Raw genomic sequence first — 22,914 nt, 5'->3', positions numbered from 1 at the left:
ACCTCCTTAACAGCATTAACAGAAAACACCCGATTCCTTAACGAAACTCTTACAAACGGAAGAGGTTTGCTCCCCAGGCGAAGCCGCCGCCCATCGCTTCCGTCAGAACCAGGTTGCCTGACTTTACACGGCCATCATCAATGGCTTCGGCCAGCGCTAGAGGGACTGAAGCCGCTGAAGTATTACCGTGTTTACCAACAGTAGACACAATTTTTGCTGAGTCTATGGATAATCGTTTTGCGACACCATCAAGAATGCGTTGATTCGCCTGATGAGGTACAAACCAGTCGATTTCGTTATGATCGACGCCAGTCGTGGCCAGAAGGTTCTCTACCGCGCTGGAAATATTGACAACTGCGTGTTTGAAAACCTGATTACCGATCATACGCAAATGACCAACCGTCTGCGTCACTGAAGGCCCGCCATCCACATAGAGAAGGTCCTTATACGAACCATCTGTCCGTAGATTGTGCCCCAGAAGACCGATTTGCGCATCATCTTCGGCAGTATCGGCCTCAAGTACAACGGCACCGGCGCCATCGCCGAACAAAACGCAAGTTGTTCGATCCGACCAGTCAAGAATTCGCGAGAACGTCTCTGCGCCGACTACGAGCGCTTTCTTGAAACCGGAATTGCGCATCAGGCCATCAGCGGTCGCCAGCGCAAATACAAACCCTGAGCAAACAGCGCCCACGTCAAACGCCGCGCCCTGACGCATGCCGATTTTATTCTGAATGATCGTCGCCGTGGACGGAAATGTGTAGTCTGGAGTTGCGGTCGCGCACACAAGAAGATCAATGTCGTCCGCCGTGAGGCCCGCAGCTTTCAGAGCAGCTTTGGCAGCTTCGGCACCCAGATCTGATGTGAACTGACCATCATCAGCAATATGTCGTTGAGAAATACCCGTGCGAGCTTTCACCCACTCATCATTCGTGTCGACCATACGCGACAAGTCTTCGTTTGTCAGAATCCTGCTCGGCAGATAGCTTCCGACACCGGTTACGCGAATGACTTGTTTCATGTGCTGACCGCTTCCTCGGCTTCAGGGTGTGAGGCCTGAAAACGCGACAGGCTGGCTTCTACGTCCTGATGAAATGTACTGTTTCCAACGCTATAGGCCAAACGAAGCGTCGTCGCAAAACCTTCTGCATCAGTACCACCATGGCTCTTCAAAACAATTCCGTTCAAGCCCAGGAATACGCCACCGTTTACATTTCCGGGATCAAGCCGCTGTTTAAGCTGCTTTAGACCCGCACTGGCCAGAACTGCACCAAGTTTGGACAGAATAGAGCTGGTAAGCGCTTCTCTGACGAATCCTCCGACGAGTTTCGCCGTTCCTTCTGCAGTTTTGAGGGCGATGTTGCCTGTATAGCCGTCCGTGACAACGACATCAGTCGTCCCCATCGAGATGTCATTACCCTCGACGAAACCGTAATAATTCAGACCGAATTCATTGCCTTTGAGCATGTCGGCGGCCTGTCGAACTGATTCGATACCTTTCAGTTCTTCAGAGCCGATATTCAGCAGACCAATGCTCGGATCAGTTTTCCCGTGGATCGCTTTGGAATAGGCCGCGCCCATAATCGCGAACTCGACCAACTGCTCGGCATCGGCTTCTACATTAGCACCGACATCCAGCACAATGCTCGCGCCGCGCGGGCTCGGCCAGCTGGCCGCCAGAGCCGGACGATGCACACCTGGCACCATGCGCAAGACCAGCTTGGACATAGCCATCAGCGCGCCGGTATTGCCCGCGGAAATCGCGACATGCGCTGTTCCGGACTTAACCGCCTGAAGCGCGTTCCACATGCTGGAGTTCTTTCCACCGCGCAGAGCCTGACTAGGCTTGGCATCCATGGAGACAGCCTTGTCCGTGTGCGCAATTTCACAAACACGCGCGAGTTTGGGATCAGCATCCAGATAAGGACGCAGCTGAGCCTCGTCCCCATGAAGGAGAAAGTTCACAGGACGGCCTTCGGCAGCCAGCAGCGCGACGCCACGCATCACGCTTTCCGGGGCATGATCGCCGCCCATGGCATCCACTGAAAGTACGAGAGTTTCAGCTGTCATGCTAAAAATGCCTTTTTTACTGGTTCGGATGAGCTTTTAGGCAACAGTTTGCCATATAACCAGCCCGTAAGTGTGTCTATCCGGAGAAAAATTCCGTCGCAGCGGGCCATTGGAGCTCTCCTGCGAAAAGGCTGTCTTCTGATTGCGCGTCCAATGCGGCGACTGCCGCTTCCGTATAAAGGGTTGCCGCCTGCAGGTCTTCCGCCGATGCGTCTACCATTAAATTACGCGAAATCACCTCAGCGATGCTGACCTCGCCCTCAAAAGCTGACTCGTATGCCCTGATGCGTCCATAGAAACCTTCCGCCAGTTTTCGCATCTTTTTACCAACGATCAGATCGCCAACACCGGCTTCTCTGAATGCATAATCGAAATTGGAAAAAACATTTTCAAATAATCTTTGCGCGACGCGCGCGCCGGATGGTCCAGCGAGCTTCAAACGACGCATCAGAATGGCGGCATGCAGCGTTACGGCCTCGAAACGCCCCTCAAACGTGTCGGGCACACGCCCTTCGGTAAAGAGCTCAATCTGCCGCGACTGACGGTTCAGTTGGTCAAAAAGTCGGGCCGCAACAGACTTCGGTCCTGACTTCTGTGAAAACAATCGTGACAAAAACATCATATATACGCTCTTCGCTTGCCAAACGGCTATCAGTCCCGTTAGTTCATGCCGGAAGATAGGAGAAGCCCCATGGCGCGCAAATTATTCTTTGTACTTGCTTCTGCAGCGCTTTTGTCTGCGTGCGCAAATGCGACACGAGATTATCAGGGTTATGTGGCTGATGAAATCGCTCCGGCGGATATCACGCCCGGCACAGACAACCGTTCGACCGTACTCGGCAGCCTTGGCTCTCCGTCCACGACCAGCCTGTTTGACGACAATACCTGGATTTACCTGAGCGCGACACGTGAACGTTTCGCATTCTACCATCCTCGCGTTGTTGAACGCACAATCGTCGCCATCCGATTCGGCGAAGACGATGTTGTGGAAGAGGTTCTCCAATACGATCAGGAAGACGGCCGCGTCATCAACTACGCGTCACGCGAGACGCCGACACGTGGTCGCGAGCTTGGCTTGCTTGAGCAGATTTTCGGCAATGTCGGTCGCGTAGCTCTGCCTCAGCAACAACGCGATCCAGGCCAGATTGGTCAGTAACACTAGAAAATTTCACTAAAAAAGCCCGGCGAGATGCCGGGCTTTTTCTTTGGCTCTACGGTTGGAGCTTAGTGAGCGCCCCAGTGCGCAATAACCGCGAGCATTATCAGGGCCACGATGTTTGTGATCTTGATCATCGGGTTCACCGCTGGACCAGACGTGTCCTTGTAAGGGTCACCTACGGTATCGCCGGTTACAGATGCTTTGTGTGCATCAGAGCCTTTCTCATGCTTCACGCCGTCCTTATCGACGAAACCATCTTCGAAGGACTTCTTAGCGTTATCCCATGCACCGCCACCGGAGGTCATGGAAATCGCAACAAATAGACCAGTCACAATGACGCCGAGCAGCATCGCCCCCAGCGCAGAGAATGCAGCACCTTTGCCAGCGATCAGAAGAATTGCACCGAAAAGAACGAGCGGCGACAGCACGGGCAAAAGAGACGGCGCAATCATTTCGCGAATCGCAGCCTTGGTCAGAATGTCGACCGCGCGGCCATAATCCGGACGCTGCTCGAAATTCATGATGCCAGGCATTTCACGGAACTGACGACGAACCTCTTCAACGACATCTTGCGCGGCCCGGCCAACAGACATCATGGACATGCCACCAAACAGAAATGGAAGAAGACCACCAAACAGCAGACCTACAACGACATAAGGGTTGGAGAGAGAGAAGTCGGCGACAACGCCATAGAAGAATGATCCTTCCACCGCGTTCGCAGTGAAGTAGTTCAAATCCTCAGTGTATGCCGCAAACAGCACCAACGCGCCAAGACCTGCAGAGCCAATCGCATAGCCCTTCGTCACAGCTTTCGTGGTGTTACCAACAGCATCAAGCATGTCGGTCGTGCTACGCACGCTCTCATCCAGACCCGCCATTTCGGCAATACCGCCTGCGTTATCTGTAACTGGACCGAATGCATCCAACGCGACCACCATGCCGGCAAGCGCAAGCATCGTCGTCGTGGCAATCGCAATTCCGAACAGGCCTGCGAAATTAAAGGTCAGGATGATGCCCGCGATAATAACGAGCGCCGGAAGTGCGCAAGATTCGAGAGACACAGCCAGACCCTGGATCACGTTCGTGCCGTGACCAGAAACGGATGCCTGAGCAACGGATCGCACAGGTCGTTTGTCCACGCCGGTATAATATTCGGTGATGTAAACAATCAGACCCGTCACGCCGAGACCAACAATACCGCAATAAAGAAGATCCCAGCCGCTGATCACGAGACCCGCGCCGGTTTCAACCGTGGCATCAAAGCTACCCATGAGCATGTAAATCACGGCAGCGACGCCGATACCGGAAATGACAGCTGTTGCAACGAAGCCCTTATAGAGAGCTCCCATCACATTATTGTCCTTCCCAAGACGAACGAAATACGTGCCAAGGATCGAGCCGATAATACAGATACCACCAATTGCGAGCGGCAGAAGCATCATCAGGGATGCGTCAGCTCCAGCAAAGAAGATGGACGCAAGGACCATTGTTGCGACGAGCGTCACTGAATAGGTCTCGAACAGGTCGGCTGCCATGCCCGCACAATCACCGACATTATCGCCGACATTGTCCGCAATCGTCGCAGCGTTGCGAGGGTCATCCTCTGGAATACCAGCCTCGACCTTACCTACCATATCGCCGCCCACGTCGGCACCCTTCGTGAAGATACCGCCACCAAGGCGCGCGAAGATAGAAATCAAAGATGCACCGAAACCGAGAGCAACAAGGCCGTCAATCAACGTGCGATCTCCGCTCTCCAGGCCCATACCAGACGTGAGAATAGCGTAATAGCCGGCTGTCCCGAGCAAGGCGAGGCCGACGACAAGCAAGCCTGTGACCGCACCTGACTTGAAGGCCATGTCGAGACCAGCCGCGAGGCCGCCATTCATGGATGCTTCTGTGGTTCGGACGTTGGCCTGCACAGAGACTTTCATACCGATAAAGCCTGCGGCGCCTGACAGAATCGCACCAAGCAGGAAGCCTACGACAATGATAAAGTTGCCCTGAAAGGCAATCAGCAGAGCGACTGCAATCAGAATACCGACAATACCAATGGTTTTGTACTGTCGGGACAAATAGGCGTCTGCACCTTCCTGAATTGCTTTGGCAATTTCTTGCATGCGATCATTGCCCGCCGACGCGGACATGATTGACCGGCTTAGAAAAAAGCCGAAGGCGATGGCTGCTATGGCAGCAACAATCACCAGGACAGTCGTTAAGTCCATCTTTTCCTCACTATGTATTTTTATCGGAACTGCCCTTCACGGAGACGGAATACCTCCGCACAGCTCCCCTTTTGTTTGTGAGGTTATTGTTGGCAAATAGTAGATGAGTGCGCAAGCATGCTAATTGCGCAGCAGAATCTGCCGCGCATTACAGTGATTTGAGTGGATTTTTCTGACGTTTCAAAAGGCTCTGAATATCAGCCTTCAATGAAGACGAGCTGTGAATCGGTCGCCAGAATTTCTATCGACTCAACAGAGCCTTCGCCCATTTCCTCTTCGACGACCATCCGGACGATATCGAGGTATTGCTGCTCATCGAGTTCCATTGGATGACCCGCCAGCCCAACAGGCGTGCGATGCGCTGCACGAAGAATACCATCACGGATAATGTGCGCACGATCACGTGCCCCCCAATGGTCATGTCCGCTTGCTATCGTGACGACTGCACTCACGAAGAGATAGTTGATCAACTCTCCGTCGCGCTGGACCGGAACAACGATGTTGGAAAGATCCACAGTCCGGTTAGACCCTCCCTGCCCGCCTTCATCACCAGCCGCAAACGCGGTTGGGCCTGCGCCAAATGAGACGCCCGCGAAAAAGATAACAGCGAAAAAGGTACGAATGAGGTTCTTCATTCCAGCATACATACGAAATAATGGCTGAAAAACTGTTATGAATTGCCGCCGTGTTCCCATCCTGTTTTTAACAGTTTGATAGGCATCCCGTTCGCGTCCAACAGGTTCACGCCCCTACCCGCTTCACAGCGGCCAATGCGGGTTACGGCGAGGTTTGTCTGTCTGGTCTTCGACTCGATCGTTCCACGGCGGCCTTGCGGCGCAGTGAATAGGCATTGGTAATCATCGCCGCCCGACAGCAGGTCTCCTGAACTCAAATCAAGAGAAGACACATTTTGCACCAACGGAATATTACTCAACCTGATCGTCGCTCCGCACTCGGACGCGTCACAAATATTGCCAAGATCGGCAACGAGGCCGTCAGAGATATCAGCCGATGCATTGGCATATTGCGCGATCAGATGCGCGATCTCTAAAGATGGCAATTGAGGCACGCGGTAATGCAAGACGCTTTGCGGGAAATCGCTTTCAAGGTTTCGCTCTATCGCGCGCAGCCCTGAAACACCGTGCCCGATAACGCCAGTAATCCAGATATCGTCACCCTCGAGTGCATCGCCCCGTCTCGGGACGTTGTCACCGACCGGACACCCAAGGAGCGTTACCGACAATACCAGACGACCCGGACTGGATGTTGTGTCGCCGCCGATCAAATCGATATCGAAGGCACGCAGATCAGATCCGAGCCCATTTACAAGTGCATGAAGTTCTTCGTCTGAGCGGCTGGCTGGCCAGACCAGATTAAACAGAGCCTGATGGGGTAGCGCGCCTTTCGCAATACAATCGGATACATTCACCCGGACCAGCTTTTTGCCGACTGTTTCGAGAGGATCAGCTGATAGAAAGTGAACGCCCTCAACGAGCGTGTCTGTCGTAACGATAAGTCCGGAATCAAGTAGCGCGACATCATCCTTCAATGACGCCGCGCCTCTGCTTTGTGCCAAAGGAGAAAGAAGAGTTCTTATGAACTCAAACTCTTTCACGATTCCAGATAACCGATCGGAACGCCGTCCGGACGGACATCGCGGGCCACCTTATCGAGCAGGCCATTCACGAATTTCGGCTCATCTCCATCGAAGAATGCGTGCGCAATTCCAACATACTCTTCGATGATCACAGCGTTTGAAAGATCTGCACGCGTAGCCAGTTCCTGAGTCGCGCAACGAAGAATCGCACGTGATGTGGAGTCGATGCGATCGAGACGCCATTTCTCCGACAGGCGCGCCTTGATCGCATCATCGATCAGGCTTTGCTTGTCGACAACGCCCTGAACAATCTGTTTGAACAGATCAGGGTCAGCGTCTTCAACTGGGTGGCCGTCATCATCGAGGCCAAGACGGTCCTCCATGAATTCACGGATAACCGCTTTTGCGCCCCGCTCGGTGATTTCGAGCTGGTAAACAGCCTGAACCGCCGCGAGTCGTGCGCCGGAGCGGCGAATTCTGATAATATCAGGCGGCAATTTTTGTTCTTTACTCATCCGCGAAGTGTTTCCCTACGGAACTTCAGCATTTCAAGAGCCGCTGTTGCAGCGTCTGCGCCCTTGTTTTTCTGCTGTCTGTCGGCCCGTGCCCAGGCCTGTTCCTGATTTTCGACTGTAATAATACCATAGCCGATAGGCAGACGGCGTTGAACAGTCAAATCCATAAGTCCACGCGCGGACTCACCACAGACATAATCATAGTGCGTAGTTTCACCGCGAACGACGCAACCGATCGTTACAAACGCATCATACATGTCGCTATCAGCAGCCATGGCCACAGCGCCCGGAATTTCAAATGCGCCAGGAACTACTACAGTTTCGACACGTGCTTCTGCAGCTTCCAGAACTTCCATCGCGCCGGCTTCCAGCTCCAGAGAAATCTTCTCATAATAGCGCGACGTAATCAGCAATACTCTCGGGCCCATACTAGCCGTCCTTTTTAATCATGCGCCAACCTTCAAGGCTCAGCCCGTATCCATCGATACCAGCGACCTTTGACGGCTTGGACGTTGTAAGAATGATAATTTTTCGGATCCCGAGATCCTTCATGATCTGCGCACCTACGCCGTATTCACGCAGCGGACGGCTATGGTCCACAGGCCCGGACGTCGCAGCGCCCAGTCCCTCAGCGATACTATCCTTACGCATGGTGTTCAGGAGAATAATCACGCCCGGCTCGTCTGCCTCTGCAATCATCTTCATGGAATTGCGAACGAGATTGGATCGCCCGGTCTTCTCACCCAGAACATCATTCATGAAGTTGATGCGGTGGACGCGCGTCAGAACAGGTTCGTCCGGGCTGATTTTGCCATGCACGAGCGCCATATGCTCTGCACCGTCAATCGTGTTTTTGAAAACGATCGCGCGGAAACCGGAGCCGTGCTCGCTTTCGAACGGCACATCGATACGGCGTTCAAGGAATCGGTCGTTCCGACGACGATAAGCAATCAGATCAGCAATCGTACCAATCTTCAGATTATGAAGCTGCGCGAACGACACCAGATCTGGAAGGCGCGCCATCGTGCCATCTTCATTCATGATCTCGCAGATCACGCCAGCTGGATAGAGGCCAGCCATACGGGAAATATCGACAGCAGCCTCAGTGTGGCCCGCGCGAACCAGAACGCCGCCCTCACGGGCGACCAGAGGGAAGACATGGCCCGGAGACACGATGTCGTCACTGTGCTTTGTAGGGTCAATCGCCACAGCGACTGTACGAGCACGGTCCTGAGCCGAGATGCCTGTGGTAACGCCGTCTTTCGCCTCGATCGACACAGTGAACGCCGTGCTCATGCTTTCGCGATTGTTCCGTGTCATAGGCTCAAGGTTCAGAATGCCCGCGCGCTCGTGAGTCATCGCCAGACAGATCAGGCCTCGACCGTGTGTCGCCATGAAGTTGACGGCGTCCGGCGTGGCGAACTGAGCCGGGATGATCAGATCACCCTCATTCTCACGATCTTCAGCGTCGACAAGAATGTACATTTTGCCATTACGGGCATCTTCAATGATCTCCTCAATGGAGGAAATCGCGCTGTGAAAATCTTCACTCATCGCGGCGTCTGTTCCTTTCGTTTCCGGCTGCGAAACAGCGTTGGCAATCTGGTCTTTGGAAAAACCAAGGCCCTGATCTTCCGAAAGCTGGAAAACGAGTGCCTGCGCAGAAGCTGGAATGCTTCCACGCTCAATCCAGTACTGCACCGTTGAAGGCGATTTATTCACCGCCCTCGCAAACGGACGCAGACCGCCAAATGCTTCAATTATGTTTTGGATCGAATTCATGTCCGGACATGTACGACTTTTTCGTACGATGACAACCCTCAGCGAAATTCCATCTGCCTAGAAACATATCGAGCGAGCATGTCAGCTTCGAGATTCACTGCGTCTCCAGCTTTTGCCCGCCCTAAAGATGTCACCTCGAAGGTGTGCGGAATAATTGCCAACTCGAAACCTGTTTCAGTCACACCAGCAATGGTCAGAGAAATACCGTCTACAGCAACCGAGCCCTTCAGCGCGATAAGCGGACGAAGCGCTTCAGGCGCCTCTACAGACACGCGATACCCGTCACCTTCTTCGACAATGCTTTGAATTTTTCCAAGACCATCGACGTGACCGAACACCAGGTGGCCACCCAGTTCGTCGCCCAAACGCAGGCTTGGCTCAAGATTCACACGGTCGCCTGCAACCTTAGCGCCAAGCGACGTCAGACGAAGTGTTTCAGGAACCGCCTCAACAACCCAAAGAGGCACATCGCCAGAGAAATCGGTATCGACAACCGTCAGACATACGCCCGAATGGCAGACTGAAGCCCCCATGGTCAGGTCTTTCGGATCGATACTGCCACGCACGGAAAACTTCCGGTTTCCGTTGACTTCTTCAATAGATTCGATGACGCCGAGGTCGCGCACAAGACCGGTGAACATGGGTCACTCTCCTTTTTCGTACGTTTCCCATAGATCAACACCCGCTTCTCGTACACCCGTACGAACCAAGCGGAATGCCGCACCCAGATCTTCCACACCAAGCGACCCGATTGCCGGTCGCCCGTCCCCGCCAATGATCATGGGCGCACGAAACCACTCAAGTTTGTCGATCAATCCGGCCTTTAGAAAGCTGGCAGCGACCACACCTCCGCCCTCAATAAAGACAGAAGTCACGCCCTTGGATGACAGGCGGCTCAAAACATCGTGAACGTCCAGACTGGAGCCACGCATTGCGACCCGTTCCACCTCTGCTCCGGACTTTTTTAGCTCCGATTCACGGCCCGATTCTGCAGCAGGCCCCGCAAAAATGATGCTTCGCCCGGATGGCGCATCAAAAATTGCGGCGTTTTCAGGTGTTTTCAGATACGTATCAAGAACAACACGATCCGGCTGACGCGCTACGTCAAATCCACGAACAGTCAGTTTTGGATCGTCGGCCAGCATAGTGCCCGAACCGACGAGAACAGCATCATGCTCTGCGCGCAAACGATGAACCGCTGCGCGCGCTTCGCTTCCAGTGATCCACTGGCTATGGCCAGTGCAGGTTGCGATCCGTGCATCAAGAGACGTGGCTATCTTCAAAGTGACTCTCATCGAGGTCACTCCTTTTCGCCGGACTCGTCGATATGTTTTTCCAGCGCGTGCGTTTCAATGAAGTGCGCAAAGGCGCTCGCGTCTTTGAAGTCCCGATAGACGGACGCGTAGCGAACATAGGCAACAGGATCGAGCTCACCGAGCGCTTCCATTACGTATTCGCCAATATCTTCAGAATTGACTTCCGACTCACCCGAACTCTCAAGCCGGCGAATGATACCGGACACGAGTTGATCGATTTGCTCAGGCTCGAACGGACGCTTCCGAAGCGCAATCATCACTGAACGCAGCAACTTTTCGCGAACGAAAGGCGTACGCTTACCATCGCGCTTCACGACGGTAATTTCTCTCAGCTGAACGCGCTCGAATGTTGTGAAACGGGCGCCACAATCTTCGCAGGACCTACGACGGCGAACCACCGTATTGTCTTCAGCGGGCCGAGAGTCCCGGACCGCTGTGTTTTCAGATCCGCAAAACGGGCAGCGCACCGATTAGAGACCTTCTTCGCCCGGATAGATCGGGAATTCGCTGGTCAGCGCCAGAACTTCTTCACGAACCTTGGCTTCGGCTGCAGCAGTGTCGCCACCCGCGGACAGTGCGTCGACGATCTCACAGATCCAGCCACCGATTTTCGTGAATTCTGCTTCACCGAAACCGCGTGTTGTGCCCGCTGGCGCGCCAACACGGATACCGGAAGTAATAGCCGGCTTCTCAGGGTCGTCAGGAATACCGTTCTTATTGCATGTGATGAAGGCGCGACCCAGCGCATCTTCGGTAGCATTACCTTTCACGCCTTTAGGACGCAGGTCGATCAGCATGAGGTGAGAGTCTGTGCCTCCGGAAACAACGTCCAGACCGCCATCCATAACCGCTTTGGCGAGTGTACGCGCGTTATCTACGACACGCTGGGCGTACTGCTTGTACTCAGGACGAAGCGCTTCGCCGAATGCCACAGCCTTTGCCGCGATGACGTGCATGAGTGGACCACCCTGCAGACCCGGGAACACAGCGGAGTTGATCTTTTTAGCCAGCTTCTCGTCATTCGTCAGAACAATACCGCCGCGTGGACCGCGAAGCGTCTTGTGCGTCGTAGATGTTACAACGTCAGCATACTCAAGCGGGTTCGGATAAACGCCACCAGCCACGAGGCCAGAGAAGTGCGCCATATCGACCATAAGGTAAGCGCCGATCTCATCTGCGATTTCACGGAATTTCTTGAAATCGATAATACGAGAATATGCCGAACCACCTGCGATAATGACCTTCGGGTTGTGCGCTTTTGCAACATCACGAACCTGATCATAATCGATGAGGTGAGTTTCAGGGTCAACGCCATAATGAACAGCTTCAAACCATTTGCCTGACTGGTTTACCTTCGCGCCATGCGTCAGGTGACCGCCCTCGGACAGGCTCATCCCCATGAATGTATCACCGGGCTTCATCATAGACATGAATGCAGCTTGGTTCGCCTGGCTACCGGAGTGTGGCTGCACGTTTGCGAACTGAGCATTGTAAAGTTGCTTCAGACGTTCAATCGCCAGTGTTTCCACTTCGTCAGCAAATTCGCAGCCACCGTAATAGCGGCGGCCCGGATAACCTTCAGCATATTTGTTCGTGAACACAGAGCCCTGAGCTGCTTTCACAGCCTGAGACACAATGTTCTCGGAAGCAATCAGCTCGATCTTCTCTGATTGACGCTTAGCTTCACGCTTAATGATTGCTGCGACATCAGCATCAGATTCAGCGAGACCTGTTGAAAAAAATCCGGCTGTTTGCGAAACACCGTCGAAGGCACCTGCCATTGGCACTATCTCCATATATTTTGGCGACTGTCTAAACCTCGACTGGTTTTCGTGCAAGCCAATTGAGCAAAAATCACCAAGCATTAAACACAAATATAGATTGCATTAGATTTTCTTTTTAATACTTGAAATCTATTTCGTCGCCTGTAATACGGACGAGCTTAGTAAACATGTCTGAGGACGAAATGACTCCCGAAAACTCAAACAGCTCTTTGGAAGCTGACGAAATCATGCGGATGACAACTGATATTGTTGCTTCATTCGTCGCGAACAATCCCGTCCCGACAGACTCTCTCTCTGATCTCATTGCATCAGTTCACAAGACTGTTTCAGGCCTCGCTTCACAAGAAGCGGCTCCAGCGCAGGAGCGCCCGAAACCAGCAGTGCCTGTCAGCAAATCCATCACGGAAGACCATATCATCTGCCTCGAAGACGGCAAAAAGCTCAAAATGCTGAAGCGTTACCTTCGCTCGCATTACGGCATGACGCCTGAGGAGTATCGCAAACGTTGGGGCCTGCCTGCGGACTATCCAATGGTTGCACCTAGCTACACCAAGAAGCGCTCCGACTTCGCTAAGCAGATTGGTCTGGGAAAAGTCAGCGGTCGTCGCGGCTAACATCCTACAACATAAATCAGACAAAAAGCCCCGGCAGAAACTGTCCGGGGCTTTTTTTATGCCGATAATTCACGTGCCAAAAACATCCAGCTTGATAATGTCCGCTCTATGATCAGCACCTCTGCACATATGCTCCGCTACGCCTCAGTTGCCGTTGCACTTTCCATCAGTGCCGTTGGTGCCTCTAACGGACAGGAATTCCGGACAACGCGCCAGTATCAGAGCACTCTGACTGATCTGTCCCGCGTACTTGGCCAGATCCACGCCATGCGTGTTGTCTGCAACGGTACGGATGACCAGACCTGGCGAGAGTACATGCTCAATATGCTGGATGTGGAAGCGCCTTCGAGCGGCTACCTTCGGTCGCGGCTGATTGATACCTTCAACCGAGCCTATCTCGATACGCAGCGCGATGTATCAGGGTGTGACGCATCAACGACCGAGAGAGAGACAGAGCTATTTGCGCGCGGCAGAACCCTGTCCGAAAATCTCTCCCTCATGGCCGCGGGCGAAACGCCCTAGCCCGCCACATGCGCCGCGATAAGAACCGGTCCGTCCGCCGTCATTGCACGCTCAAACGCCTCATCAAATTCTTCAGCTGTAGTGACATTCTCGGCGTGCAAGCCCTGCGCCTCTGCGAGTGATTTCCAGTCGATCTCCGGCGTTCCAAGATTAAGCATATTCTGCGCTGCTGGGCCCGGATTGCCCGCGCCTGTGCGCTTCAGCTCAATATTCAGAATGCGATAAGTGTGGTTCACGAACACAATGTTCACCACCTTCAGATTCTCACGCGCCATCGTCCAGAGCGCCTGAACTGTATACATACCGGCCCCGTCACCTGAGAGGCAGATTGTTCGGGCCTCAGGCTTTGCAATCGACGCCCCAACAGCCAGCGGGAAGCCCTGCCCGATCGCGCCGCCTGTCAGCATCATCCACTCATGCGGCTCGGCCGTCTGCGTGCTGAGAAAGATAGGCAGGCTTGCCGTAACGCCATCGTCAGATACGAGAGAGCCTTCCGGCATATGACGGCAAATCGATTGCCCGACTGTCACCGGCGTCAGCTTGCCAGCTGGCTTGTCCGGGCTCTGCCGCGGCGCAACTGGCGCCTTCTCTGAAGCGCCGAGCTCGTCTGCAAGCGCGCTCAATGCGGCCTTCACATCGATACCGCGTTCGCCAAGAGAGACGAGCTCGCAGCCCTCAGGCACCAGCACACTCGGCTTTTCCGGGTACGCAAAGAATGCCACTGGCATTTGAGTCCCAGCGAGCACCATCAGATCAGTGCCTTCCAAGTCCTCCATCGCACCTTCAGCAAAATACTGCATCCGGTCCGGATTGAAACGCCCCGCGCCTCTCGCCTGCTTCCAGACAAATGTATCTGTCATCACACGAACGCCTGCCGCCTTAAGACGCGACGCTTCGCTCAAGCCGTCTTCCGACAACGCGTTCCCGCTCATCAGAATGAGCGGCTTTTTTGCAGCTTTGATCGCCGCAGCTGCTGAAGAAATGGCATCTGCTGCTACCTTCTTCGATTCACCTGGCGCGAACGGCGTTGAAAGTTCTCCGCCTTCATCCCACGCGGCGTCCGCGGGTAGAATCAGGGAGACCGGCCCCTGTCCGCCACTCATGCTCGCATGAAAGCTTTCCGCGGCAAGACGACCGGCACTTGCAGAATCAGGCACGGACTTGATCCAGATAGAATTTGGCGCAGCTAGCCCGATAATGTTCGAGGTCAGCGGCGCATCATACCGCACGTGATAAGTCGCATGATCACCTATCACGTTGATCATTGGCGTGTAAGCACGCTTCGCATTGTGGATGTTCGCGCCACCATTGAGGTATCCAGCGCCAAGGTGAAGCAGCGTCATGGCAGGTTTTTCTGACACACGCCCGAAACCGTCGGCGGCACCGGTCGCCACACCCTCAAAAAGACAAAGCACAGACCGAATGCGGGGTTCTTTATCGAGCGCCGTCACAAGGTTCATCTCTGAAGTGCCCGGGTTCGCAAAGCACGCAGTCACACCGCAGTCCGCGAGCGTACTCACCAGCGCCTCAGCGCCTGTTCTTGTTTCTGTCGTCATGTTTTTCTTCCCGGAACTCAAAGAACAATTACGTCATCGTCAGGAGATGACTGGAAAAGCCGTTCAACTTCTGTCGCACGCAAAGACTGAACTTTGCTTTGATTGATGTAGCCCTTTTCGGTGATTTCACCCTTATCCTGCGAAGGCTGGTCTGGCTGAAGGATGCAGGCTGCGATGCGTGAAGACGAATTTGGATTTTTCTGATTGTAGAAACGCAGACCATTCTCCACCGCCTGACGGATATCAGGGTGGCGGGCCATCTCCTCAAGGGGAATGGAACCGGCAATTCGCTTACAGAAATTCTCGTTCAGGAAACCCAGAATCCCAATCTTATCCTTGTTGAGGCCGCAAACCACAGCGTCGGCGAGTGCCCCATCGACTTCGGAAATCGCGCCAATGCGTACAGCGCCAGCTGACACCCATGTGCCATTTGCGAGCTTGAACTCCTCGGCGATCCGCCCGTCGAAAGCCAGGCCTTGATTTGGATCGCCCGGATCGGCAAACTTCACGGCGTCACCCAGCTTGTAAAAGCCTTCTTCATCGAATGCTTCAGCTGTTTTCTCAGGATTCCGGTAATACCCCTTGGTGATGTGAGGACCACGCACACGGCACTCATACTTTTCGCCGACGGGCGCCATCTTCATCTCGCAGCCCGGCAAAGGCAGCCCTATCAAGCCCATGACAGAGCTCGGCCAGTGTACATTTGCGGTCGTCGGCGATGTTTCGGTCGCACCATAGCCCGCTGAAAGAGAAATGCGTTCACCCGTCGTTTTGATCGCCACCTTCTGAATGCGCTCGTATATGTCCTGCCCCATGGCTGCACCGCCATAGGCCATGACAAACAGCTTTTTGAAGAAGGTTTCAGCAAGCTCGGGATCGTTTTCAATCTCCGTCGCAATAGCTGTCCACGCAGCAGGTACAGTCGTGTGCTGGGTTGGTGAAACCTCTTTGAGATTACGAATCATTTCCGGCAACCGGGCCGGTGTCGGCGCGCCCCAGTCGATATACAGCGCACCGCCCCAATCAGCCATGGAGTGCAGAATGGAATTGGCTCCGTAAGTGTGGCTCCAAGGCAGGAAGTTCACCATGACCTGCTGGCCATTCGTAAGCTGCTCGAGTTTCTCCGTATTCCAGATCGACCGGATCATCTTCACCATAGATGCAATATTCTCATGGGAATTGATCACCGCTTTCGGCTCGCCAGTTGAGCCGGAGGTCAGCATGAACTTGGCCGTCGTTTGCGGACCAAGGCGGTCGTAAGCCAGATCCACCTGATAAGTCGGAGAGGTTTCCAGATCATCCAGGCTGACCTGATTTTCGACGTTCGGCGCATTTCGGGCGTGTATGACCAGACGTTTGTCCAGTTTCATGCCATCCAGTCCGCGCTGATACTCCTGCCCGTCATCGACATAGATAAACTTTGGAGAGGTCAGTCCGTCGACATAGTTGAGGCGCGCAAAATCCTGACTGAGAAGCGCATAAGCCGGCGTCACAGGAACAACCGGGCTTCCCGCCCACATCGCGGCATACATGATCAGAGCGTGCTCGATCGAATTGCGCGACAGAATCATCAACGGCGCATCAGGGCCAGCGCCATTATTTAAAAGCCCCTGCGCAAGGCGACGAATACGCTTCAGCGCTTCGCCATAGGTAAGCCTTTGCCAGCAATCTTTTTCTGGCTCGACTGGATCGCGTTGCGCAAGCCAGAGACGATCAGGATCATTCGCGGCCCAATAGACCAGCGGCGCCAACATGTGTGGCGAATAAGGCCGTAATGGCTGACCATTCTCAAGAATAATGGAGCCATCATCACGATGCGTGACGTTCAGCTTCTGTGGAAGGTACGGAATTTCACGAAACGGCAGTGCATCCGTGCGCACCGATTCCTCGACTGGACCGGACATGTGTCTCCCTTTGAGTTTAGGCTGGCTTGTTACCAGTTCTTTTGCTTGATTGATGCAGAGCATAGGGGGAGAAACGTTGTGCGACAATCATATCGCTTAGGCATTTTTGCGGTGTTTTTGACAGCTGCGTCCTGTGGCGCGCCGCCGCCGGAAAATCTGTGCGATGATAATCCTGAATGTCTTGCAGGAAGAGCCGACGCAGTCCGCCCTGTCGACGGGGACACGTATCAATTGCAAGGACGTCGCTTCCGTCTGATTGGATATGATAGCCCGGAAACCTCACCCCATGCCGAATGCCTCGCCGAAGCTGATCTCGGCGAAGAGACCGTCTCTGCCGTCCAGGAGATTTTCCGCGACGCTGATCACGTGCAGATTCTATTCCGCGGGGTTGATGAATACGGCCGCGGTCGCGCTCACGTCTATCTGGACGGGGTGCATGTCGGACATTTGCTCGAACAGCGTGGTCTGGCTCAACGCTGGAATGAAGATCGCAGCGAAGCCAAGCCGAGCTGGTGCGAATAGTCTATTCGTTATGCGTCGGCAGCCTGATGAACTCACCGCAGTGCTTGCAGTGAATCGCGTCCGGCTCATGGCGCAATAAACCGCATCGCGTGCACTCCGACGTCACTTTGGACGGCCTCACGATGGCCTGCACCAGTCGCAGGAAGAGCGAGATACCAAGCACCATGATGAAGATGGATAACAGCTTGCCGAACACGCCCTGCAGAACGATGTCGCCATAACCTGTTGTGGTGAGACTGGCGATCGTGAAATAGAGCGCATCCAGATACGAGTTGATGTGCTCGTTCGCCTCGAGCTGCGTGCCATATACGAACGCAGTCATAATCAGGATGAACACAAGCAGGTTCACCACCCGATCAATGATTTCCGCATTCTCTCGTAAATAGGACGAGATGTTTTTCATCCGGCGCAGGAAGGTGAAGGCGCGCACGAGGCGTAGCGCCCGCAATATCCGCAGGAATGCAAAGTTCGAGAAGAACATCGGCAACAATAGCGAGATCAACACCACGATATCCGCCAGATTGAACGGATTGATCAGGAACATATGGCGTGGTCGTGATATCCAGAACCGCGCACCAAAATCGAGCGCGATAAAGAGTGCGATCAGTACGTCCAGAATGTAATAGGCTTGTGTACGGTCCTGAAACGGCGCCCAGAGAAAGAAGGCCACCGCCGCGGCGTCTATAGCCAACAGCACCCAACGGAACAGATAGGGACCTGTCCCGAAGCCTTCATACAGCCAGAAAAGGATGCGCTCCAGACCGCGCCGTTCTACAGGCATACCCGTCCCCCTCCAGCGCGCTCTACGCGGCACCTTCCGGAGCCAGAGTCTCCTGGAACCGTACAGGCTTGCCGAGGCCTTTCTGAACGATTTCCCCATCCTGCATAATGAATTGTCCTCGCACGATAGTCGCTACCGGCCAGCCTTGCGCTTCCATGCCATCGAATGGTGTCCAGCCGGATTTAGTTTTCGACCAGCTATCCGTCATGATTTCACGGCGCTCCATGTCGACAACAGTGAAGTCGGCATCATAGCCTTCAGCGATGCGGCCCTTGCCGACAATGCCGAACACGCGCTGTGGACCAGCACTGGTCAGCTCGACAAAGCGCTGCAGGCTGAGATGTCCGTTATTCACGTGCGTGAGCATCACAGGCACCAGTGTCTGCACGCCTGGCATGCCAGACGGGCTCGCAGGATAGGGGCGCGCCTTTTCTTCCAGTGTATGCGGCGCGTGATCAGACCCCATGACATCCACGATGCCGGAATTCACCGCCCGCCAGAGCGCGTCAACGTGGTGTTGCTCGCGAATTGGTGGGTTCATTTGAGCGCGGCCTTTCAGAATTTCATAGGCGTAAGGCGCAACGAGCGTGAGGTGCTGCGGTGTCACTTCGACGCTTGCCACATCTTTATTGCGCGCCAGAATCTCCATCTCCTGCGCCGTCGTAATATGCAGCACGTGAATGCGCTTTCCGGTTTTCCGCGCAAGACGAAGCAGACGTTCCGTAGACTGAATTGCGGCTTGAGGGTCACGAACAACCGGATGGCTTGTCCAGTCGCCTGTCACAGCTAGGTCACGACGATCCGCCAGACGGTACTCGTCCTCAGAGTGGAACGCCGCGCGGCGTTTGATGGCTCGAAGCACCGCCTCAACGCCCTCATCGTCCTGCACGAGCAGGTCGCCGGTAGATGCGCCCATGAACACCTTGATGCCGCAGCAGCCCTGCATGGCTTCCATTTCAGCCAGTAGGTGTGTGTTCTCGTGCGTCGCGCCAGCATAGAACGCGTGGTCGATGTCCATACGGCCTAAAGCACGGTTCAACTTGTCCTGAAGCCGGTCCGGCGTAATGGTCGACGGATTGGTGTTCGGCATTTCGAACACACACGTCACACCGCCGAGCGCGCCAGAACGCGCGCCTGTTTCAAGATCCTCTTTGTATTCCAGCCCCGGTTCGCGGAAGTGAACCTGCGAGTCGATTACGCCCGGCAAAATGGTCAGACCTTTCGCATCGAAGGTCGTGGCCGCGTCGGAGTGGAATATCTCGCCAATGCGAGCAATCTTGCCGTTCGAGACGCCAATGTCTGTGGACACAAGTCCACCTGGAGTCATCACCCGACCATTGCGAAGTACGAGTTCATACATCAGCGAAATCTCCTCAGGACTAACTGCTTGTCACAATCATAATGCCGTTTTGACGTTATTCGAAACCACTGACAACGTGACGAATTACAATTCAAGCTCAGATTATACATAGAATTTAGCGCAGGCTTCGCTATCTCTGGCACATGACTAATTCTGTTTACCCGCTTTCGCATCGCGCTGTCCTCTCTGCAACAGGTACTGAAACCACAAGCTTTCTGAACCGCGTTCTGACCTGCAACGTCGAGACACTTGCCATCCGAGATGGTGTTTACGGTGCGCTGCTGACGCCGCAGGGCAAGATTCTGACAGACATGTTTGTATTCAGAACCGATGATAGATTGCTCATCGACCTTCCTGAAACGGAAATCGAAGCCATGCAAAAGCGTCTGACCATGCTAAAGCTTCGCGCCGACGTTCTGTTCACCCGTCGTGAAGATCTGCATGTTCTGGTTTGCGAAGGTGATCCGGAAATTCCGGTTCTGGCCTCCATGACCCCGCCAAATTTTGGTGATGACGTAACGCGCGTCGTTAGCGAGACCTCAACGGAGAGTTCCGAACAGGCGTCCGCGGCTTACACCAGGCTCCGTACCGACGCTGTTTTTCCTGAGTTCGGGGTAGATTATGGCCCGAGCGAGGTCTTCCCCGCCGATATCAATATGGATCTTACCAACGGCATCGACTTTAAAAAGGGCTGCTTTGTCGGTCAGGAAGTCGCCAGCCGCATGAAGCGCAAAACAGAAGTTCGCAAACGCCTTCTACGCGTCTCTGCTCCTGAAGCGACGGTAGAGAGCGGCGACGAAATCAAAGCTGGCATCTCTACCGTGGGCACCGTGACATCATGGTCTGAGGGAGAAGGACTCGCACTAGTCAGGCTGGACCGTCTGGCAAACGCCACAGAGTCTGCGACACCGGTAACGATCAATGATAAACCCGCAGAATGCCACCTTCCACCCGCGTAAGAGAATTTCTGTGACCGAAGCCAGTAAAATTCATTGCCCCTGGGCCCCTGCTGATGACGCCGTGTACCGCGCATATCACGACGAAGAATGGGGAGTGCCTGAATATGACAGCCGTGCACTCTGGGAGAAGCTTCAACTCGACGGCTTTCAGGCGGGCCTCTCATGGAGGACCATTCTTTATAAGCGCGACAGCATGCGCGAAGAATTCGACGGGTTTGATCCGTCATCAATCGCCCGCTGGGACGATGAACGCATTGACCAAGCACTTCAAAATCCCGGCATTATCAGGTCGCCTCAGAAAATCCGGGCACTGATCGGCAATGCGAAGGCCTATCTGGCCTTTAACAACGAGCCACAATCCTTCTCTGAGTGGATGTGGGACTTCGTCGGCGGCTCCCCCATCGTAAATTCGTGGGAGAACTTCCGCGATGCGCCGACGAATAGCGAGGAATCTGCCGCACTCTCAACGGCCCTGAAAAAGCGCGGTTTCAAATATTGTGGGCCGGTTATCGTCTACGCCTTCATGCAGGCAGTCGGTATGATCAATGATCATGAAACCGTCTGCCCACGTCACAAAGCGGTTCAGACATACACCCGATAATTACTCTGCCGCGAGTTCCTGCGCGCTCGCCTCGGTGTCGGCATCAACAGGTGCAACCGAAACAGGAACCTGCTCACCGGCTTTGGTGAAACGCATCACGCCGTCATCCAGCTTGCTGAAACGCAACGTCATCAGATCAACGGCATAGTTCTGGTTCAGCTTCCACGGTTTGTTGGATGCCTGTTTCGGGAAGCGGTGAAGCGTACGCTGTACATATCCGGAAGAGAAACTCAGCCAGTCCTCTGTCTCGACATTCGGATCATCATTGTGAGGCGTCGCGGCAACATCGCCAGAACGGTCCATGTGATTGATCAGTCGGCACATGAATTCGCTGGTCAGGTCCGCTTTCAGCGTCCAGGACGCATTCGTATATCCGAAAACGCCTGCCAGATTCGGCAGACCAGAGAACATCAGGCCTTTATAGTTCAGAAGTTCGTTCGGCGCGATGTGCCGCCCGTCCACTTCCAATTCAACACCGCCCAGAAATTTAAGGTCGAGGCCTGTCGCTGTGACAACGATATCAGCATCAATATGCTCACCGGATTTCAGCTGAACGCCGTTCTCATCAAAGCGTTCGATATGATCTGTCACAACAGAAGCAGAACCACTTTTGATCGCTTCAAACAGGTCATTGTCCGGAACAAGGCATAGGCGTTGCTCCCACGGATTGTATGCCGGTGTGAAATGTTTTTCGACATCATAGTCCGGGCCGAGCTGCTCTCTCACAATCCCGATCAATTGCTCCTTCGTTTTCTCAGGATGCTTTTGCGTGAGATTGTAAAAATACATGGTGAACAGCACATTCTTCCAACGGGTCAGGCTGTAGGCCAGACGCTCTGGAAGGAATTTGCGCATTTTGTTTGCAAGTGCGTCCGTCGCGGGACGTGTCGCCATATAGGTAGGCGAGCGTTGAAGCATGGTGACATGGGCTGCCGTCTTAGCCATTTCAGGCACAAGCGTGACGGCCGTCGCGCCACTGCCAATCACCACAACTTTATTGTTCGCGTAATCGATACTCTCGTCCCACTGTTGCGGGTGGATGATCAGACCGCTGAAATCTTCCATCCCATCAAAGTCGGGCGTATAGCCTGCGTCATAGCTGTAATAACCGCTACACATCAGAAGATACTGGCCGGTGACCGTCTTTTCTTCTCCGCTCGCCTTATCAAGGCTGGTGACATGCCAGCTCGACGTCTCAGATGACCACTTCGCCGATTTCACATCCTGCCCAAAGCGGATGTGTTCGGAAATGCCGTTTTCATCAGCCGTTTCCCGAACGTAAGACCGGATAGAAGGACCATCTGCGATGGCTTTTGCCTGACGCCATGGTTTGAACGAATAGCCCAGCGTGTGCATGTCTGAGTCGGAACGAATGCCAGGGTAACGGAACAAATCCCATGTGCCGCCAATCGCGTCTCTTCCTTCCAGAATGGCGTAGGTTTTACCCGGACATTTCTGCTGAAGGTGATACGCCGCGCCAATGCCGGAAAGGCCTGCGCCCACGATGAGAACGTCGAAATGGTCGGTGGATGTTTCGCTTGGCATGTTTCTTCCCCGTCTCAGAACGCAAATAGCCTGAGCATGTTTTATTTATGCTCAGGCTATCAGCTACAGATCGATTTTACGAGGTCTGACGTAACGTCAGGC

At 54.1% G+C, this 22,914-nt stretch carries 24 protein-coding genes; 6 read left to right on the top strand and 18 right to left on the bottom strand.

Translation table 11 applies throughout. The annotated features are described in order from the left end of the window. Positions 1-49: 49 nt before the first annotated feature. The 3 genes from P1U45_RS12380 to P1U45_RS12370 all read right to left on the bottom strand — a co-directional run bounded on the left by P1U45_RS12380 (position 50) and on the right by P1U45_RS12370 (position 2,689). Positions 50-1,021: a beta-ketoacyl-ACP synthase III gene (locus tag P1U45_RS12380; protein WP_301059355.1), complete on the bottom strand. Its 972-nt coding sequence runs from the start codon at positions 1,019-1,021 to the stop codon at positions 50-52. After that, the gene (gene plsX, locus P1U45_RS12375) at positions 1,018-2,070 is read right to left on the bottom strand and encodes a phosphate acyltransferase PlsX (RefSeq protein ID WP_301059354.1); all 1,053 of its coding nucleotides are present in this window, start codon (positions 2,068-2,070) and stop codon (positions 1,018-1,020) included. The genes P1U45_RS12380 and plsX overlap by 4 nt, the downstream gene beginning before the upstream one ends. Positions 2,071-2,146: 76 nt before the next feature. Further along, a complete protein-coding gene (locus P1U45_RS12370; protein ID WP_301059729.1) occupies positions 2,147-2,689 on the bottom strand; it encodes a ubiquinol-cytochrome C chaperone family protein in 543 nt (180 codons plus the stop codon). Positions 2,690-2,761: 72 nt separating this feature from the next. On the opposite strand from P1U45_RS12370, the gene bamE reads away from it, so the two are divergent. Further along, positions 2,762-3,226 (top strand): outer membrane protein assembly factor BamE, encoded by a 465-nt coding sequence (gene bamE / locus P1U45_RS12365; protein WP_022695332.1) that lies wholly within the window; start codon positions 2,762-2,764, stop codon positions 3,224-3,226. Between the two features lie 68 nt (positions 3,227-3,294). Here the strand turns inward: bamE and P1U45_RS12360 are convergent, their stop codons facing one another. The 10 genes from P1U45_RS12360 to glyA form a co-directional block, all read right to left on the bottom strand. Continuing rightward, a complete protein-coding gene (locus tag P1U45_RS12360) occupies positions 3,295-5,454 on the bottom strand; it encodes a sodium-translocating pyrophosphatase (protein ID WP_301059353.1) in 2,160 nt (719 codons plus the stop codon). Positions 5,455-5,651: 197 nt separating this feature from the next. Beyond that, entirely contained in the window at positions 5,652-6,089 is a 438-nt protein-coding gene (locus tag P1U45_RS12355) for a hypothetical protein (protein ID WP_301059352.1), read from the bottom strand. A gap of 35 nt (positions 6,090-6,124) precedes the next feature. Then, positions 6,125-7,069, bottom strand: a complete 945-nt coding sequence (thiL, locus tag P1U45_RS12350; protein ID WP_301059351.1) for a thiamine-phosphate kinase — start codon at positions 7,067-7,069, stop codon at positions 6,125-6,127. Further along, positions 7,066-7,566, bottom strand: a complete 501-nt coding sequence (nusB, locus tag P1U45_RS12345; protein WP_293607916.1) for a transcription antitermination factor NusB — start codon at positions 7,564-7,566, stop codon at positions 7,066-7,068. The genes thiL and nusB overlap by 4 nt, the downstream gene beginning before the upstream one ends. Next, positions 7,563-7,994 (bottom strand): 6,7-dimethyl-8-ribityllumazine synthase, encoded by a 432-nt coding sequence (gene ribH / locus P1U45_RS12340; RefSeq protein WP_301059350.1) that lies wholly within the window; start codon positions 7,992-7,994, stop codon positions 7,563-7,565. Before ribH ends, nusB begins: the two co-directional genes overlap by 4 nt. Position 7,995: 1 nt before the next feature. Further along, positions 7,996-9,348 carry a 3,4-dihydroxy-2-butanone-4-phosphate synthase gene (ribB, locus tag P1U45_RS12335; RefSeq protein ID WP_301059349.1) on the bottom strand — a complete coding sequence of 451 codons (1,353 nt, stop codon included), beginning with the start codon at positions 9,346-9,348 and terminating at the stop codon, positions 7,996-7,998. Between the two features lie 38 nt (positions 9,349-9,386). Next, on the bottom strand, positions 9,387-9,989 hold the full coding sequence (locus P1U45_RS12330; protein WP_301059348.1) for a riboflavin synthase: 603 nt from the start codon (positions 9,987-9,989) through the stop codon (positions 9,387-9,389). Positions 9,990-9,992: 3 nt separating this feature from the next. Then, complete coding sequence (locus P1U45_RS12325; RefSeq protein ID WP_301059347.1) at positions 9,993-10,643, bottom strand: RibD family protein; 651 nt, start codon at positions 10,641-10,643, stop codon at positions 9,993-9,995. Positions 10,644-10,648: 5 nt separating this feature from the next. Beyond that, a complete protein-coding gene (gene nrdR, locus P1U45_RS12320) occupies positions 10,649-11,131 on the bottom strand; it encodes a transcriptional regulator NrdR (RefSeq protein WP_022695323.1) in 483 nt (160 codons plus the stop codon). Between the two features lie 3 nt (positions 11,132-11,134). After that, entirely contained in the window at positions 11,135-12,445 is a 1,311-nt protein-coding gene (gene glyA, locus P1U45_RS12315) for a serine hydroxymethyltransferase (protein WP_301059346.1), read from the bottom strand. 185 nt (positions 12,446-12,630) lie between these two features. Between glyA and P1U45_RS12310 the strand changes: the two genes are divergently transcribed. Continuing rightward, positions 12,631-13,062, top strand: coding sequence for a MucR family transcriptional regulator (locus P1U45_RS12310; protein ID WP_022695321.1), 432 nt, complete (start codon positions 12,631-12,633; stop codon positions 13,060-13,062). Positions 13,063-13,170: 108 nt separating this feature from the next. After that, the gene (locus P1U45_RS12305; RefSeq protein ID WP_301059345.1) at positions 13,171-13,584 is read left to right on the top strand and encodes a TIGR02301 family protein; all 414 of its coding nucleotides are present in this window, start codon (positions 13,171-13,173) and stop codon (positions 13,582-13,584) included. On the opposite strand, the gene P1U45_RS12300 is transcribed toward P1U45_RS12305, so the two are convergent. Further along, complete coding sequence (locus P1U45_RS12300) at positions 13,581-15,140, bottom strand: acetolactate synthase large subunit (RefSeq protein WP_301059344.1); 1,560 nt, start codon at positions 15,138-15,140, stop codon at positions 13,581-13,583. The two genes, P1U45_RS12305 and P1U45_RS12300, sit on opposite strands and share 4 nt — an antisense overlap. 17 nt (positions 15,141-15,157) lie before the next feature. After that, positions 15,158-17,044 (bottom strand): feruloyl-CoA synthase, encoded by a 1,887-nt coding sequence (locus tag P1U45_RS12295; protein WP_301059343.1) that lies wholly within the window; start codon positions 17,042-17,044, stop codon positions 15,158-15,160. Between the two features lie 231 nt (positions 17,045-17,275). On the opposite strand from P1U45_RS12295, the gene P1U45_RS12290 reads away from it, so the two are divergent. Beyond that, complete coding sequence (locus P1U45_RS12290) at positions 17,276-17,566, top strand: thermonuclease family protein (protein WP_301059342.1); 291 nt, start codon at positions 17,276-17,278, stop codon at positions 17,564-17,566. A 1-nt stretch (position 17,567) separates the two neighbouring features. Here the strand turns inward: P1U45_RS12290 and P1U45_RS12285 are convergent, their stop codons facing one another. Beyond that, positions 17,568-18,347 carry a potassium channel family protein gene (locus tag P1U45_RS12285; RefSeq protein ID WP_301059341.1) on the bottom strand — a complete coding sequence of 260 codons (780 nt, stop codon included), beginning with the start codon at positions 18,345-18,347 and terminating at the stop codon, positions 17,568-17,570. A 22-nt stretch (positions 18,348-18,369) separates the two neighbouring features. Further along, positions 18,370-19,716: a dihydroorotase gene (locus P1U45_RS12280; protein ID WP_366145005.1), complete on the bottom strand. Its 1,347-nt coding sequence runs from the start codon at positions 19,714-19,716 to the stop codon at positions 18,370-18,372. A 134-nt stretch (positions 19,717-19,850) separates the two neighbouring features. Here P1U45_RS12280 and P1U45_RS12275 point away from each other — a divergent pair, with 134 nt between their 5' ends. Both P1U45_RS12275 and P1U45_RS12270 read left to right on the top strand, forming a co-directional pair. After that, positions 19,851-20,666 (top strand): hypothetical protein, encoded by an 816-nt coding sequence (locus P1U45_RS12275; RefSeq protein ID WP_301059339.1) that lies wholly within the window; start codon positions 19,851-19,853, stop codon positions 20,664-20,666. 4 nt (positions 20,667-20,670) lie between these two features. Next, the gene (locus P1U45_RS12270) at positions 20,671-21,267 is read left to right on the top strand and encodes a DNA-3-methyladenine glycosylase I (protein WP_366145004.1); all 597 of its coding nucleotides are present in this window, start codon (positions 20,671-20,673) and stop codon (positions 21,265-21,267) included. Here P1U45_RS12270 and P1U45_RS12265 read toward each other — a convergent pair whose 3' ends face one another. After that, positions 21,268-22,812, bottom strand: a complete 1,545-nt coding sequence (locus P1U45_RS12265; RefSeq protein WP_301059337.1) for an NAD(P)/FAD-dependent oxidoreductase — start codon at positions 22,810-22,812, stop codon at positions 21,268-21,270. Positions 22,813-22,914: the final 102 nt, after the last annotated feature.

The organism is Ponticaulis sp. (assembly GCF_029210165.1).
Classification (GTDB): Bacteria; Pseudomonadota; Alphaproteobacteria; order Caulobacterales; family Hyphomonadaceae; genus Ponticaulis.
Note: the sequence above shows the minus strand (reverse complement) of the source record. Positions and strands in the feature narration are given on the sequence as shown.